At 33.4% G+C, this 17,187-nt stretch carries 8 protein-coding genes; 2 read left to right on the forward strand and 6 right to left on the reverse strand.

Annotation, left to right across the window (positions count from 1 at the left end):
* Positions 1–281: 281 nt before the first annotated feature.
* The 3 genes from HN894_00375 to HN894_00385 all read right to left on the reverse strand — a co-directional run bounded on the left by HN894_00375 (position 282) and on the right by HN894_00385 (position 4,058).
* Positions 282–842 carry a hypothetical protein gene (locus HN894_00375; protein MBT7141760.1) on the reverse strand — a complete coding sequence of 187 codons (561 nt, stop codon included), beginning with the start codon at positions 840–842 and terminating at the stop codon, positions 282–284.
* A 209-nt stretch (positions 843–1,051) separates the two neighbouring features.
* Positions 1,052–2,644, reverse strand: coding sequence for a peptidase C69 (locus HN894_00380; protein MBT7141761.1), 1,593 nt, complete (start codon positions 2,642–2,644; stop codon positions 1,052–1,054).
* 10 nt (positions 2,645–2,654) lie between these two features.
* Positions 2,655–4,058: a beta-lactamase family protein gene (locus HN894_00385; protein MBT7141762.1), complete on the reverse strand. Its 1,404-nt coding sequence runs from the start codon at positions 4,056–4,058 to the stop codon at positions 2,655–2,657.
* A gap of 123 nt (positions 4,059–4,181) precedes the next feature.
* Between HN894_00385 and HN894_00390 the strand changes: the two genes are divergently transcribed.
* Together HN894_00390 and HN894_00395 are read left to right on the forward strand one after the other, a co-directional pair.
* Entirely contained in the window at positions 4,182–6,392 is a 2,211-nt protein-coding gene (locus tag HN894_00390; GenBank protein MBT7141763.1) for a tetratricopeptide repeat protein, read from the forward strand.
* A 165-nt stretch (positions 6,393–6,557) separates the two neighbouring features.
* Positions 6,558–7,304: a UDP-2,3-diacylglucosamine diphosphatase gene (locus HN894_00395; protein MBT7141764.1), complete on the forward strand. Its 747-nt coding sequence runs from the start codon at positions 6,558–6,560 to the stop codon at positions 7,302–7,304.
* Between the two features lie 58 nt (positions 7,305–7,362).
* Here the strand turns inward: HN894_00395 and HN894_00400 are convergent, their stop codons facing one another.
* The 3 genes from HN894_00400 to HN894_00410 form a co-directional block, all read right to left on the reverse strand.
* Complete coding sequence (locus HN894_00400) at positions 7,363–8,115, reverse strand: redoxin domain-containing protein (GenBank protein MBT7141765.1); 753 nt, start codon at positions 8,113–8,115, stop codon at positions 7,363–7,365.
* A gap of 134 nt (positions 8,116–8,249) precedes the next feature.
* Positions 8,250–10,931 carry a hypothetical protein gene (locus tag HN894_00405; protein ID MBT7141766.1) on the reverse strand — a complete coding sequence of 894 codons (2,682 nt, stop codon included), beginning with the start codon at positions 10,929–10,931 and terminating at the stop codon, positions 8,250–8,252.
* 127 nt (positions 10,932–11,058) lie between these two features.
* A complete protein-coding gene (locus HN894_00410; GenBank protein MBT7141767.1) occupies positions 11,059–16,815 on the reverse strand; it encodes a T9SS type A sorting domain-containing protein in 5,757 nt (1,918 codons plus the stop codon).
* Positions 16,816–17,187: the final 372 nt, after the last annotated feature.

The following is a 17,187-nucleotide window of genomic DNA, read 5'->3' on the forward strand; positions in this document are numbered from 1 at the left end:
ATTTTTATAAAATAATTTATTTTTGATGATATTTCTATTTTCTTTCATGCAGTAAATGCTTTTGTATTAGACAAATGAAAAAAATAGAAATATCGCAAAAAGAGATGTTTTTAATTTTGAACTGTTTTCTTAGAGGCACTAAATATAATAATGGAATTACTGTTTTGAACTACCATTGTTTCATAAATACAAAAACCCTCTCAAAATTGGGAGGGTTTTTAAAATTATATTTTCCAGAATGAATATCAAATCAAATGCCAACAGAGATTATGTTCATTTTTTTATATCTTGTAGTTGTCAGGCACTTGAATATTTGCCCAATTTTCTTTTCTTTTTATTCGTGTAACTTGCATTTCGCTAATAGCAAATAGTTTAGCAAGAACATTTTGTTTAATACCTTTCTCTAACATATACTTTAATAGTATGACATCGTCTGAAACTAATTTAGCAGCAGTTGAAGATTTTCCGGTTTTTTCTACATTGCTTTTCAATTTATCTTGTATTCGTTTGTAGCTTTCTTTGGTTGTTACCCATTGAAGGTTTTTATAGTGATTGTTAAGTTTATTCCAATCTAAATGAATTACTTTGGCTTGAGTAGTATCTTCTTTTTTCACAAAAGCATCGGCAACTAATTTATGCACATAAAATTGCTTCTTTTTTTTGCCAACCATAAAACTATAGGCATTAAAACCCTTTATATTGCTAACTTTTACAATTTTTCCTTCTTTAGGCGAATGGCAGAAACTTTTTATTCGACCGTAGTTGCTCACCTGATATTTATCTTTAGTGAAATCTAAATATTTCCACTCTTCGTTCTCATATGTCATTTTCTCTTTTTCCATAACATTCTCTATTAAAATGCAAAAGTAAACAATTTTTTTCAATTGAATAGACACATATGTTAATAGTTTATTTACATTTTGGCAAACCGATTCAAACTCCTTATGATTTGTATAAACTTTATAGCAAAAATATTTGCATTTTTCATAATACTATACTTCTCTAAAAAAAGTAATTTCATTGGTTTAGATCAAAATCTTATCAGAAAAGTTTAGAATTTCTCATCATATTTCGTCCATAGAAAATCGCCTAAAGACCATGCTTTATCTACAACTTTTATTCCCCATTTGTTTGTATAATCGGTGAGGAACTTTTTTCGTTTTTTTGAATTTGTGATATCCTGAGCTTGTTTTTCAATCTTTTCTTGATTTTCAAATAACTCTTTTTGCCAAGGTCCCCAAACTGCATCAACATCTTGTCTCATGTCACCCCAACGTTGAGCAGCAGTGGTTCCTAAATAATTGAAAGCCCACCAAGCAGATTTTCTAGACATACCCGTAACTCGTCCTGGAGTTTTATAAGATTCCGGCAAGTCTGTTACGCTACAATAAACCGGAATATATATCGAACTAGCAATATTATCCTGTGCCAGCCATACACATCCTCCAATATAGTCGGGCAGCCAATCTCTCGATTGAGTTATAGTTCCATACATAGTGTACCATCTGGCAATTGTACGTTCGCCACGCCAATCCCAGCCGCCATTTATTTTAAATACTTTATTCATATCATATGGCATAAACGGATTTGCAAGCGGCGACAATACAGTTTTTCCGCTATCGTTGGTTACGGTAATGTTTTTCACAAAATTAAAAGGTGTATTTTCATAATAATCCTGAAATAGTTCAACCATTTTTTCAAGCGAAACTTGTTTGTCCGGTTTCACAGAAAATGGATAATTCTCGGCATTAGGATCTAATTTTAAAGAAGGTGCAACTAAATCGAAAACCCGCCATTCTCTTCGGCGTGCAGCAAAAGATGTCCTGCCTTCCGGTGCATATGCGTAACAAAATTGGAATTCTCCATCTCTTTTTTCATTCCACCAATTGTTTTCTATTGCAATCTCAAATATATTTTTCGAAGCCATAAAAAAATCGGAATTCGAAATATCAATTTGTTTAATTGTGCTTGCATTTGCGTTCACGCTAATATGATTATCTGGCACTCTTTGTGCAACCCAAACCGCCCCTACTTTATTTTTTCCCGGACCCACAATTTCGAAATGCCAGACTTCCTTTTTGTCGGCAATAGTCAAACATTCGCCGGCATCGCGCCAACCATATTTTGCAGTAAGTTCACCGGCAAGTTTTATAGCTTCACGTGCAGTGCTCGTTCTTTCGAGCATTATTTGAACAAGTCGCTGACAATCAATAAGTCCTGCATCAGATTGAAGTTCTTCTCTTCCTCCAAAAGTAGATTCACCTATAGCAAGTTGTTTTTCGTTCATGCACGGATATGCTGTATTTATATAGCCAAAAGTATTTTCTTTTTGGGGAATTTCTCCAATTTTTTCATGACCATAAATTGGCATTGCAAAAGTATCCACTTTCACTCTTTTGTACATTGGCATTTTTGAATTTTTGTCATGCTTTTTTGCAGGAGCAATATCCATCCATGAACGTGTTCTATGGCTATCGTCTGTGTGCGAGGTCATTACAGAACCATCCGCAGATGCATTTTTCCCAACGGTGATTGATGTACATCCGTCAGGAAAATTGTTTTCCCAATCGGTTTTGATAATTTGTGAATTTGCATTTACGTAAATAAATAAAAATGCAAGGAAAAAATAATTTGAAAATCTCATAGTAAAATATTTAGTTTTTGTTTAAAATGTCAGTTATAATATTGGCTGATTGAGTTTTATTCATTTTCAGTAATAAATTTCTAAAGCTCAAAAGTTCGTTTGATTTGCCGTAACTAATTAGCTTTTGATCGCTTAACGATCTGATTGAACTATATATATCATCAGGATTTATATTTCTATATAAATACTCGGAAAAATGCGAAATAGGTTTATGTATTATTTTATTTATTTTCGAATCGATAGTATTTTTTGACGGTAAGTTTGTATTAGTCAGAAGGATAAAAGTCAATGAATCCTCAACATGTTTTTCATATGTATTCCTGAAACCGCTCCATTGGCCATGATGATAAACTACCTTTTTCCTGTTATATTCTTTCAATCGAAAACCGAAACCGTAGGAAATTTTACGCCCATTCTTCAAACTGCCTTTTGAGTATGCCTCATCAAGCGTTTCTCTGGATACGAGGGTGGCATTATTCAAAGCTTGATCCCATTTATATAGGTCTTCTACTGTAGAATTAATTCCTTTGTCGCCAACTGTTCCATCATTTACATTATCGTAAATTTTTGTTCTACGCCAGGAGTTTTTGTAACCGTTTACTTTTTTTTGTGGATATTTTTTTTCAAATGCACTGCTATAAACAAAAGTATTTTGCATTTCTAATGGATCGAAAATTTCTTTTTTCAGATAATCTGAAAAGTATTTCATTGTAATTTCTTCGACAATTGCGGCAAGAAGAGCATAATTTGTGTTGCTATATTCAAAACGAGTTCCCGATCTAAAGTTTTGTGGAAGTTTGTGTTTTTCCAGTAATTTCACCATATCGTCGTTGTATGGATAGCCTTTGTTTTTTAAGTCCCAATAATGTTCTAACAACCACATATAATTTTGCAAGCCCGAAGTATGATTTAGTAAATGCCTTATTGTCATGGTTTTATATGGCAAATTAGGAAAATATAATGTTACCTTATCATCGAAAGTTAATCTACCATTTTCTTTCAAAATCATAATAGCCATGGCTGTAAATTGCTTACTTACAGAGGCTAATTGAAAAATTGAATTTGAATTTAATTCTTCCTTAGTTTTAAGATTCGAGTATCCGAAAGATTTGTTATAAATTAGCCTGTCCTTTCGGGAAACCAAAATATTGCCATTAAATCTATAATTGGGTTTTGCAATTCTCATGAATGAATCAAGCGAATTAACTTGCTGACGGTAAATAAATTGAAAAATTTTGTCTTTCTCGGCATCAGAGTAGTATTCGTATTCATTGCTACTATTTTTTGCTTTAGATCTATAACGTTTAGTAAAATCAATTTTCTGTAATGGTTTTTTTTCAAATAATGAATTGATAATCAAGCTTCCCGAAATGAGAATCAGTATTAAGGCAATATATTTAGAAACCTTCTTCATAATCGCCGCAAAGTTATTATAAAATTGTATTTCTGAAATTCCTAATAAAACCAAAATCGTGAACTCCCTTTTGCTAATATTTTTTTACTTTTACAGAATAAATCCAAACTAAAGATTTCGATTATGCCAATTTTTTTATCAATAGCAAGCTCAATAATTGCTTACCTTATAACAAAAGGTGCAGGCAAAATTTCAAAATTATTAGAAGATAATCGCTCGGAATTTGTAAAACGATTATCAAATCTTATTGATGAAACTATTGATGAATATTCTATTGCTCATCCTTTTGAAAAAGAAAACCCAGGGCAATGTACTTTTTACAAATCTGATATTAATATAAAAGAATTAATGAAATTCAGGTTTTATGAAAATTACAATTTTGAAAAAGTAATTGCCGAATTTGATAAAAACAAAAACATAGTTTATGAAAAAGATGAAGTAGAAGAATTTTTCAAGCTTTTTGAAGAAAAGTTAGAAAAGGATGATTTATTAAAACAACTGGAAAGAAATGAAAATTATATAGATAAGATTTATGAGAATTCTGAAGATCTTAAGGAAATAAAGGAAATTGTTTCTAACCTGAGACCGGAAGATTTAAAAGAAAATCCTCAAAACTACAATCTGCCCGCACCACCCGAATTTTTTGTAGGAAGAGAAAAAAAACTAAAAGAAATTCATGAAAAACTTTCTGAAAATGAGCCACTACTATTAGTGAACGGCCTTGGTGGAATTGGCAAAACATATATTGCTCAAAAATATATTTATAGCCCTGAATATTCCAAAAATTACCAACGAATTTTTTGGATTCCGATAGACACATATTTGCAGGACAATTTTATCAGCCATATGCAAATTGCTCTGAATCTGAAATTTACTGAGGCAAAAAACAATCAGGACAAATTGCAAATAATAAAAAATGCCTTACAAAAATTCCAAAACGACAACAATTTACTGATAATTGATAATGCAAACAAAAGCGAGCAAATTATCCGTAATAAAGCTTTTTTGCGATCGCTGCAATGGAAGGTATTGATTACTTCAAGGGTAAATCCTGAAAGCACAAATTATATAGAAATTGACAAATTGCCCTTGAAAGATGCGAGGAAGTTGTTTGAAAAACATTATGGAGCGGGAACTTTGACAAACATAGAGAAACTTAATGAACTTTTGGAACATATAAACCGCCACAGCCTGCTCACCGAACTGCTTGCAAAAATTGGAAAACTCCGAAATTTCTCAGCAAAACAATTATTAGATTTGCTGGAAAAGGAAGATTTCAAACACCCCGAATTACAAAGAGAAATTGAAATTGGCTCACATTCCGCTAACAATGAACTAAAACAAACCCGTCTTAAAATTTATATAAAAACTCTTTTCGAGCCTGAGAAAATTGATGATAAGGAAAAACAAAAACTGCTACGGTATTTTTCGGTTTTGCCGGCACAGGAAATTTCTATGGATTTGCTTAAAAAATTTGTAAAACCCGAAAAAGAAATTGAATTTGAAGAAGGTATTTCTGAACTATACCAAAACGGCTGGTTTACGAAAAACCAGAACAAATATAAAATGCACCAGCTTGTGCAAGCTGTGGTGTTCGACAATCTGAAACCGGATTTGGAAAATTGTTTTGAGCTTATTGATAATTTTGCCGGATTATTGTCCATTGATGCTTACGGTAATCGCTTAGAACTTACAAAATATATTCCATTTGCTGAAAGTATTGTTAATATTTTTTATAATGAAGAAACTTTCCAAAAGGATGCAATAAAAAATCTTGCAACCTTAATAAACAATCTTGCTTTAGTTGTAGAAAATCTTGGCGATTATAATAAATCTCTTGAATTTCATAAAAAAGCAATAAAAATCTGGGAGGAAGTTCTTCCTGCAAATCATCCTGATTTGGCTACTTCTTATAATAATGTGGCATTAACATATGGCTATCTTTGCGATTATAATAAATCTCTTGAATTTGGTCTGAAAGACATAAAAATCTGTAAGGAAGTTCTTCCTGCAAATCATCCTTCTTTGGCTACTTCTTATAATAATGTGGCAGAGACTTATCGCTATCTTGGCGATTATAATAAATCTCTTGAATTTCATAAAAAAGCAATGAAAATCAATGAGGAAGTTCTTCCTGCAAATCATCCTTCTTTGGCTGTTTCTTATTGGAATATTGCAGCAACTTATTATGATTTAAAAAAAAATGAGCTAGCAAAAGAATATATCGACAAATCTGTAGATATTTTTGAAAATGCTTTGCCTGCAAATCATCCTTATATAAAAAATGCAAAAAGCTGGCAGGAAGTTATTTATAAAGCCATGGGTTTGCTATAATTTTATAGTTATGGAAAATACCCTGCGGGTTTTGAAAACCCGCAGGGTATAAACACTTGAAAACCAAAAACCTGACAGCTTTTCAAAAGCTGTCAACTTTAATAGAATAGAACTTTTTACAAATCCTTAAAATCCTTCTATATTTGCCAAAAATTGAATTTTATTTTGAGCGAAAACAAAAAAATATATTTTGCCTCCGATCTTCATCTCGGGATGCCAAGCTACGAAAAGGCTCTCTGGAGAGAGAAGCTATTTGTAAATTGGTTAGATAGTATAAAATCGGATGCGGAAGAAATTTATCTGCTTGGCGATATTTTCGATTTTTGGTACGAGTATAAACGAGTTGTGCCACGAGGTTTTACCCGATTTTTGGGGAAAATTTCGGAGATTTGCGATTCGGGAATTCCAGTTCACTTTTTCACTGGAAACCACGACATCTGGGTTTTCGATTATTTGCAAAAAGAAACAGGCGTAATTTTGCACAGAAAACCATTAGTTAAAACTATAAATGCTAAAAAATTCTATCTTGCTCATGGCGACGGTTTAGGTCCATTCGACCGTAAGTTTAAAATCATGAAAAATGTTTTTACAAACAAATTTGCTCAATGGATGTTTTCGCGGCTTCACCCGAATTTTTCTGTGGCAATTGGCAACTATTGGTCGGTAAGTAAACGAGTAAATTATAAGTATCCGGAATATAAGGGCGAAGATAAAGAATGGTTGATTTTATATGCAAAATCGCTATTAGAAAAAGAGCATTTCGATTATTTTATTTTTGGACATCGACATTTGCCTATTGAATTGATGCTAAACGAAACTTCAAAATTTTTAAATCTTGGAGATTGGTTACACAATTTCACTTATGGAGTTTTTGATGGAGAAGATGTTTCCCTGAAAAAGTTTAAAGACTGAGACAAAAATTATCGGCATTCTACTTTAAGTTCCAAAACGAAAATATCAGATTTTCAGTTTAATAAACACCAAAACGTTTTACATCAGCCAGTTGGTTTCCTTGAATAAGTCTAATTATAAAATATCCTGATTTTAGCTTCGACTTAGAGAACTTAATTTGTTTTTTACCTTCTGGCAAAAATTGCGAAAACTGTGTGATTTTATTTCCGAGCAGGTTGTAAATTTCAATGGAAATATCACTAGCTCTATCATTATAAAAATCAATTGAAACTTCATTATAAGAAGAAATACCTAATATTTCAGCTTTTCTAACAAATGCTATTTCATCTTCGGTAGCAATAGATTGGCAACCGCTAATAATTGCAGGAATATCTGTCAAGCTACATGGTTTCATAGTATGATCGGAGCAGACTACAAAATGCTGAGGTGTGTAGGTAATATTATATAAAGTCAAAACAGAATCAACAGCATTTGTAGCAAAACATGGATAAGTTCCTCCATAGGTAATCAAAAAACTGTCAATTTCGGAATTTGTTCCCCAAAGCGATTCAATGCCCCAAACCCATACATCTGTGCCGGTAGCACCTGAATTTTGCCAAATAGTTTCTAAAGACGGAACACCAACCTGACATGAGCTACAATTTACCGAAAAGAAATCTAAAACTATAGTTTTACCTGCATCCAGCTCATCATAAAGGTTATAGCTATTACCTTCGGTATCGGTAAAACTAAAATTTGGAGCAATTATTTGTGAGAAATTTGTGTTGGTAAAAAATATAAAAATAGAAAGAACAAGTATAACTTTTTTCATAATATCAAATTTAAAAATAAAGCAATTTCCTTACAAAAAAAATGCCAAAAAAACATTTTTTGAATTTATATTCTTGATTGGGAAATTGCAAATCCCTCTAAATCAGAAATTACAATTCAAAAGCTGAAGTATCATTAATATTTTACAAATAGTTTTGTCATACTTCTCGTAGAGCTAACAATTCTAATAGCATAAACAGAATTCTGAATTTTCGTTAACTTAATTGATTGATCGCTATCAGAAATAATACCGTATTGTACGATTTTTCCATCTAAACTTGATATTTCATAAGTGAATTTTTCTGCTATTGGCGATAAAATATATAATTTGTCTTCACCGGAATCAAAAACTATTGAAAAAGTCTGTTGGCTATCCTGAACAGCCAAAATATCGTGTTCGCATGGCAGAGAATATGCTTTTCCTGGGGAGCCTCCCGGGCAACCAACAAACCAATTCTGCGGCAAATTGTTGCCGATATTAATATTATCGAGCTCTAAAGTAGCCCCAAGATTGTTTAGGTTTGGCCAATTGTTTGTTTGTTCGTAATCGACTATGTCTATCAAAAATCCATCGGAATCGTATAAGTTAATACAATCGTTCGAGCCTAATTTCCAATTGAATGAACCTACAAAATTGTTTACGGAAGGATAGAATGACGAAAACTCTTCAGCATTACAGCAAATTACAAGATAGTTTTGTGAGGCCAAAACTGTACCGATCGGAATGGTAAACGAATTTAATTTATTTTCATCTTTTATTGTCCAACCCGACATATCTATCGAAGTGCTACTTTTATTATATAACTCGAACCAATCGCCGGAAGCATAGTCTGGATTTGTGTTTTCAAAGTTTATTTCACTAATTACAATTTTGCTTAAATAAAATGAATTGCAATAAACTCCGCTGCCATACAAATTATTATCAATCCAGATTGTCCGCTCAGAAATATAATTTTTCAGATAGTTAATTTCTTCATCATGAGTATTTCCAACAAAATAGTTTGGCCAAACATAATTGCCCAGAATATTCCATTTCTCAAAATTTCTATCAATTGCCTCACCCAAATAGCCTGTTAGAGAATCAATTTTTTCATAGATATTTGCCTCAGAAAGAATAGAATTTCTTAATTCATCCCATCTGCATCGGAGCAAATCCTGAAAATCGTTGTCCTCTTGTAGTCGTTTTAAGTGAAAAGGGATAACATCTATAACATATGGATTTTCTAAAGCCCAACCACTTGTCATCCAGCCACTGCCATAATCAGCATTTCCAAAACCCAAATTAAAATCCCAAACCGGTCCTGCAAATATTTTACCTCCTTTGGAGTCTCGCACTTTAGTGTAAAAATTGCTCAATCTGTAGGCATCAACATTAAAAGTTAGTTCCTGAATAATAAAATAATCGACGAAAGAATGAATGTCGATATAATTTCTATAACCATATTGTATATCGGTGAAATTGCTTCCTGCTAATGAGTATTCGAAAGATGAAACATATTGCTGAATATATACTGATTGCTCCGCTGTAATATCGTCTCTGTCGGGATATTCATATTGATACTGCAAATTCAGACTATTTCCATTAAATGATGAAATTGGAGAAGGCCAGTCGTAAGTACCAGTTTCATCGGCCCAATCAACTTTGTAAATATAACCACCGGTCAAGGAATCTCCAGAGTTATCGTCATTGTCAACTTTATCAATAGACAACCTTTTTTTATCCCGTTTAATTTTCTCCATCAAAACGTATATTCCTCTATATTCGGAATCGATAAAAAGCTCGCAATAAACGCATCTAACAGCATACCAGCCCATTTCACGTGCAAGTTCATAAACCAGAACATTTCTAAGCAGTGATTTGTCAGTATATGGGGCATAAAGTATCCAGTCATTTTCTTCAGGCATTCCTAATAATGGTATATTAAGATTTTCGCCATTTTCTAATTGTGTTTCAAAAGCATACGATTTTTTATCGAACATTTGGGTACTGCTTCCTCTGATTTCGATATTTATTTTGCATTCAGTATTTGCTTGATCTAAAGTTGAATTAAATAGTCCATCACTATTTTCAAAAGTTTTCATATCTGCAACAATTCTATAATCGTCGATAATTTGTTGATTGTTAGTATTAATCGAGATGATAGGTAAATGTGAACTAAATGCAAAATGATTTGAATCAAACCATTCAGGAAGTAGGCTTGCATTAGAATTTGTATCTGAAGTAGCGACGAATAAAAATGGAATTGCCGACAAATCGCTTGAACTTGTTCCGTAATTGTGTATCTGTATAGCAAGTACATTGTTTCCTGCAAGCATTATAGTATCCAAAGAGCTTGGCGGAATTGCAAAATATTCAGGTATTCCACCTTGATACATTTGGGCTTCATGTATATTATTATCAGCATATGTGTTGTAGGATGGAATTTGTCCGAAAACTCCTATGTTTCCTCTTGCTATCTCTTTTCCGTTGAGGTAGGCAACAAAAGCATCATCATAATCTATATAAAAAAGAGCTCCCTCAATGAAAGAAGTATCAGATAAATTGAATGTCTTTCGTAAGTAAATTGAATTTACAGGCTGAATTTCAGTTGAATCGTCGCCATCGCCATATCCAAAACCTCCAGCACCTTCAAGCCAAAAACTATCATTGAACTGAATATCAGACCAATCTGTAGGTGGCTCCTGAGTTCCTAAAAAATATTTCCAATTGTCTGAAGCTTCAACTACCTTTTCCCAATGGTCAATTTGGCTAAATGAATTTTTTGCAAATATTGATACAAAAAAAATTATTAGAATCGTGCTAAATATATTTTTCATAAAGGTAAAGGTATGAATAATTTACAATAATTAAATCAGGAAATAAAAATCAAATATTAAAAGATTTTTTCAAAAAAAAAGAGAGCAAGAAAAAATCTTGCTCTCTTTTCTATAAATAATTCAAAAACTATTTTACAACTTGAAATTTATCACTCATTACTTCATTTCCTATTTTTACTTTGAAAAAATAAGAACCTGAAGTATAGTTGTCAAGATCAAGCTCAAAATTATAATTTCTACTTTCGAGTGTTGCATTTACAATCTGATCTACTTGTACACCCAAAACATTGTAAATGTTAATTTGAACAAGTTGAGTTTCTTCAACATTCAGGTTAATATTAAATTTTGTTGAAGCAGGATTTGGATAAGATTCTACAAATAATTGTTCCTGAATTGAAGATTTAGCTACTACACTTATTCCGTTGTCTGAATAGGAACTATTTCCGGTTTTCCAGTCTTTAATGTCAATAACAAATTCTCTATTTAATTGCTTCGACCAATATTTTAAAACAATGTCATCGCCTAATTCAATACCTTCATTGTCCAAATTTGTTTTACCCCAAACTGTCAGGGCTAAATTTTTGTTATTGTACACAGCACTTCCAATCAATTGATCTTCTTTATCGAAAGCTCCAATTTGATCGCCTGAATTAATATTAAAATCCCAACAATCATTTGGAAATCCGATAGTCATATTGCTACCAGTAACAATATTTTGCTTGTAATAATCAGGGCTTATAAAATCAGACTTTGCAAAATTTGAAGTTGCGTTTGCAGGATAAGTAAATACTACTGCATTTATCAATTTTATCTGATATCCTTCGCCCGGATTTAAGTTACCTATTCCGTTTATTCCATAAGTTGGCCAATAAACTAAACCATTTGTATTTTTAACAATAGTTATATCATTTTCTATTGAACTAAACATTTGAGTAGCATCTGCCGAAGAAGTCCTTAGATATGCAATTATACTCCAACCTTGATCAATTGAAAGTGGAGTTGCCTCTGGTTGTACTGGCAGCCCAACAAAATCAACAGATTGAGGGGTATTAAATTTAGCATAATAACCTTCTCCTATTGTTAAAGAACCTATCACATTGATGTTGAAAAGTGGCCAATAAATACTTCCAACAGAATTTTTCACTAGAACAAGCTCAGAAACTACTGGTGCGAAAACACTATCAAGTAATGGCTCGAATACATCAACATAGGTTGAAAAAATAGTCCAACCGGTGCTAAAATTAACTGATTGTGTAACTTGTGATACATATGATGAGTTGTTTGTGGCAAGCTCATCAGTAAATACCTCAAGAACTCCATTGATTACTGAAGTTATTGTTCCACTTTGTAAATAAGAAACTAAAACAATTGAACTTGATTCGATAATATCAGTTACTGTAAGATCTATAATTGAGTCATTCAATGCATCTAATGCAGTTGATACAACAGCATTTGCGGCTCCATCTACCATCACTACAAAATTTTCTGCATTCAGTGGATTTTGTTCCATTGCATCATCAAATTTCAATTTTAGAGTCATTCCATCAGTTGCAACTTCTGCTTCATCCAATACTGGCGAGGTAGCAGGAAGTGTAAATGCTGGACCTTCAATATCATCGACAAAATAATTTCCTTCCATAACAACACCGGAATTCACCATAATAACTAATTTGTCTAAATCTGTACGGTTGGCAGCAGAACTGAAATCTAAAACAGCAATTTCCCAGTTATTAGTATCTGAAACTGTATAGTTAGCAGTTACTTCTGTTGTCCAAGGTTCCGTAAGTTCATTGTTTTGAAGTTTAAATGAAAATGTAACTATTGATTCACTATAAACCTTCATTTGGAATGTATTACTTTCAGATAAATCCAATTTGTCTCCTAAAATAGCAAAACTGTGAGTCCATTCGCTTGAAGTAGCTGATTTGTAAAAATCTCCAACTTTTTGGCTAATATTTCCAACTGTATTTGGATTCATAGCTTCCACGTCAAAATCACCGCCGGCTTGTCCGTCCCAGAAACCCCATACTAAACCACTGGCATCATCAAAATTTTCGTATGAAACAAGAGGTGCTTCTCCTAATTCTATATCATCTATATAAAATGTATTGTCAGCAAAAGAAGCAAAATCTAAAAAGAGAACCATTTTATCATATAATCCGGAACTTGCTCCAGTGAAATCGAAAACTAATTCTTGCCAACCATTTACGAAAGTAATATTTTGAGAATTCTCAACAAATCCTCCTGTTCCGCTTTGAGTTTCCAACTTCAATAAAGCAGTACAAGCAATAGGAGAATAAACTTTTACGTGAATATATTCATAAGTAGAAAAATCGACAGTAGTTTGCAAATTGCTGTAAACATGAGAATATTGTTCAAAACCCCGTACCCATTGGGCTACAGAATCACTCGTATTTAGTCCTGTCATACTTGGATTTGCAACTTTCATTGGAAAGTTTGGCCAACCTTCAAAAACTTCATTTTCGTTCATATCAAAATCGTTGAAAATTGTATATGTAGGATTAACTACAGTAGTATCAACAAATTCAATATCATCCCAATAATATTCATTTCCAGTACCATAATTACCAAAGTTGAAGAAAACTGCAATTTTATCATAAACATTGGATAAGTTCAAAGCAGGAGTTCCGTTTGCCAGATCGAAAACTATAGTTTCCCATGCATTCTCAACTGTTGTATATTCAAGAGTTTCGCTAGAGATACCTCCATTGGTTTTATCTTCAACTTTCATCAAAATAGGAATTCCAATTGCAGGAGAATATACTCTCATGCTCATTTGGGTTTGTGTTGCTGTGAATGGAATTGGATTTGCCAATCCACTTGAATTTCCAACAACAGCAGCACCCGACCATGTTTCAGCTCCTGTAGCTTTTATAGTTTTTGCAACCATGTTAGTTGGGTCAACAGGATCGACTACTAATTCAGCAATATCTCCACCCCAGGTTTCAAATGTATAATCAACTGCTGCATCATCAAAAGTTATTGGTAAATCTACTGGTTCTGCGGTGAAAGGAACAAATTCTACATCATCCCAATAAAATACGTCCCCTGCTCCATAACTACCAAAATCGAAAAAGATACTAGCTTTATCATATGTCCATGATAAATCTAAAGCAGTTGTTCCAACTGCATTATTTGTAAAATCAAATAAAATTGTTTCCCATCCATTTGCTACAGTTGTAAGGCTCTGAGTTTCACACGAATGAGTTGGGTCTAAATGATCTTCAACTTTTAATAAAATTGGAGTACCAATAGCAGGAGAATAGACTTTTACACTCATTTTATTATCAATAGCAGTAAATGGAATAGCAGTAGCAAAACCATTTCCTCCAATTGTTGTTCCTGCCCAGGTTTCAGCACCGGCATTTTTTGTAGTTATTGCAACAATATTTGCACCACCAACAGGATCTGTTCCCAAAACGGTTGAAGTACTACCAAAATCAACGAGTAAATAATCAACTGTTGAGGATTCGAAATCAACAGGAAGGTCAACTTGTGCAAGTGATGCAGCTGCTAATTGAACATCATCGAAATAGAAAGTATCGGTGCCCCATGTAGCAAAATCGAAAAATAAGATTAACTTATCATAAACTCCGGATGTAGCTCCAGTGAAATTAAATGATAGTGTTTCCCAAGTGTTAACTCCAGAAATGTTCATTGAAACCTCTAGAGGTAATGCACCCAATGAACTTTCCAGCTTACATAATACGGTACAAGAAATTGGCGAATAAACTTTTGCTTCAATAGCTTGATAAGTCGAAAAATCGATTGGTGTAGAAAGGTCGGAATAAGCATGGGCCCATTGGTCTCCGCCTCGTGCCCAACAACCTACGCTATCGCTGGTGTTAATTCCTGAAGGATATGGATTAGCAACTTTTACTGTTGGAATTGGCCAACCGGTAAATTCTTCATTTTCGTTAGCATCAAAATCAGTAAAAATCGTATAGCTTGGATTAACGACCACAGTATTGTCAAATTCTACATCATCCCAATAATAAATTTCACCAGCACCGGCTGTCCCAAAATTGAAAAAGATCACAGCTTTATCATAAGTGTTAGTAATTGAGAATGAACCACCAGTAGTAGCACTATAATCAAATGTTAAAGTTTCCCAGGCATTGGCAACAGTAGTAGTATCTTGCGTTTCGGCAAAAATTCCAGGATTTGTTTCATCTTCAATCTTTAACATTACAGGAGTTCCTACTGATGGTGAAAAAACCTTTATTGTCATTTTTGCTTGAGTAGCAGTAAAAGGTATAGCATTAGCAAAACCTTCTTCAGGTGGGCCTGCTGTGGCAAGTGTGGTTCCTGCCCAGGTTTCTGCTCCAACTCCCTTTGTAGTTTGTACAACTTGATTTGTTCCTCCTGCTGGATCTGTCATAAAAATTGAAGCTGTTCCTCCAAAATCGATTGTCGAATAATTTACAGTTGTATCATCAAAGTTAACTGGTAAGTCCATCTGAGATAATGGAATGGTAATATTTTCACAGTTTGCAGCAAAAGGAACAGTAATATCTGCTTGGCTTAATTGCCAATTTCCTCCAAACGTAAGTTTGCTCCATAATATATTCAGAACAACATCAGCGGGAGGTACACTCCAGGTTAAAGTCCTTCTTATTTTTCCTGCTACAGAAGTGTCTGGATCAGAAATTGTTGCCCCACTGCCACCTGATACTAATAGAAAATTCACCGGGTCGGCTGTTGCCGATTCAATTTCAACATACATTGAAGTAGCATCAACATTGGTGATTGTTAGGTTGATTCCTGAGTTTACTTCAGCAGGTATATTAAAATGAGTTGTATAAGTTTCGCAATATGCAGAAGTACTGCTTGGGGTACCTGTTGTATCTGGTGGTAGAAATTCTACATTGTCCCAATAATAAGTTTTGGATCCGGCTGTAGCTCCATCTGTTCCAAAGTTGAAAAAGATAGAAGCCTTGTCATAGGTATTCACCAGATTTAGAGCTGGCGTTGCTGTAACTTGATTACTAAAATCAAACTCCAAAGTATCCCATGCGTTGGCAATTGTCGTAAGGGCTTCAGTTTCAACATAAATTCCTCCATTAGCTGCATCTTCAACCTTCAAACGAACAGGAATACCAGCATCAGGTGAATAAACCAAAATTGACATTATAGTTGCATCGGCTGTAAATGGAATAGCATTGGCAAATCCAGCTGCGGTACTAATTGTTGTACCTGCCCAGGTTTCTGCTGTTACACCTTTTGTTGTAATTGCTACAACATTTGAAGAATTCAACGGATCGGCACCTAAAACTGTGGCATTATTTCCAAAATCTGTAACTGTATAATCTACAGTAACATCTTCGAAAGTTACAGGTAAATCAATTTGGTTCAATACAGTTCCAGTAGGAGCAATTAATTCAAGATCATCAAAATAAAATGTGTCTGTTCCAAAACTGGCAATATCAAAAAAGATTATTATCTTATCATAGACACCTGACTGAGCAAAAGAAAAATCAAAGGAAAGCAATTCCCAAGTGTTTGGAGTAGAAATGTTTAGAGAAATCTCAACAGGTGGAGTTCCTGCTTGATCTTCAAGCTTCAACAAAACTGAGCTTGCAATTGGCGAATACACTTTCAACTCAAAAATATTGTTAGTAGAAAGGTCTAAATCGCTAGCCAAATCGGCATAACAATGTGCCCACTGTTCGCCACCTCGAGCCCATAGACCAATGCTATCACTAACATTTATACCTGACTGAAATGAATTAAAAACTTGTTGAGGCGCATTTGGCCAACCAGTAAAAGTAAGGTTCTGGTTACCTTCAAAATCTGTAAATACTTGAGCAAAACTTACCGTAATGCTAAGCATTCCAATTAATAGAATAAAAATTTTCTTCATTTTAATTAATTTTAGTTTGACAAAAAATATTTTAACTTTCAGATCACAAAAATAATGAAGACTGAGTGAATAATCATTATTTTATACTACATCAAAAACTAAATTAAATTACATCAAAAATTCATCAATAGTAATCTATAATAGTCAAATACAGCACTTTAAGCATTTCAAACACTTCGTCAAAAAACGAACAAATCCGAAATTTGCATTTTTGTGTGTGAGTAACTGCAAATACAAAAAATTGATTTATTAAGCTCAGAGCTGAAATATTATTATGCAAAACTTTCTTATCAAGCTTGCATTTTCAGGAAGTAAAATTCGAAATTGGCAAGCAAAGAAATATGTGCTAATTAGTGGTTACACAATTATATG

The organism is Bacteroidota bacterium, assembly GCA_018692315.1.
Lineage (GTDB): Bacteria > Bacteroidota > Bacteroidia > Bacteroidales > JABHKC01 > JABHKC01.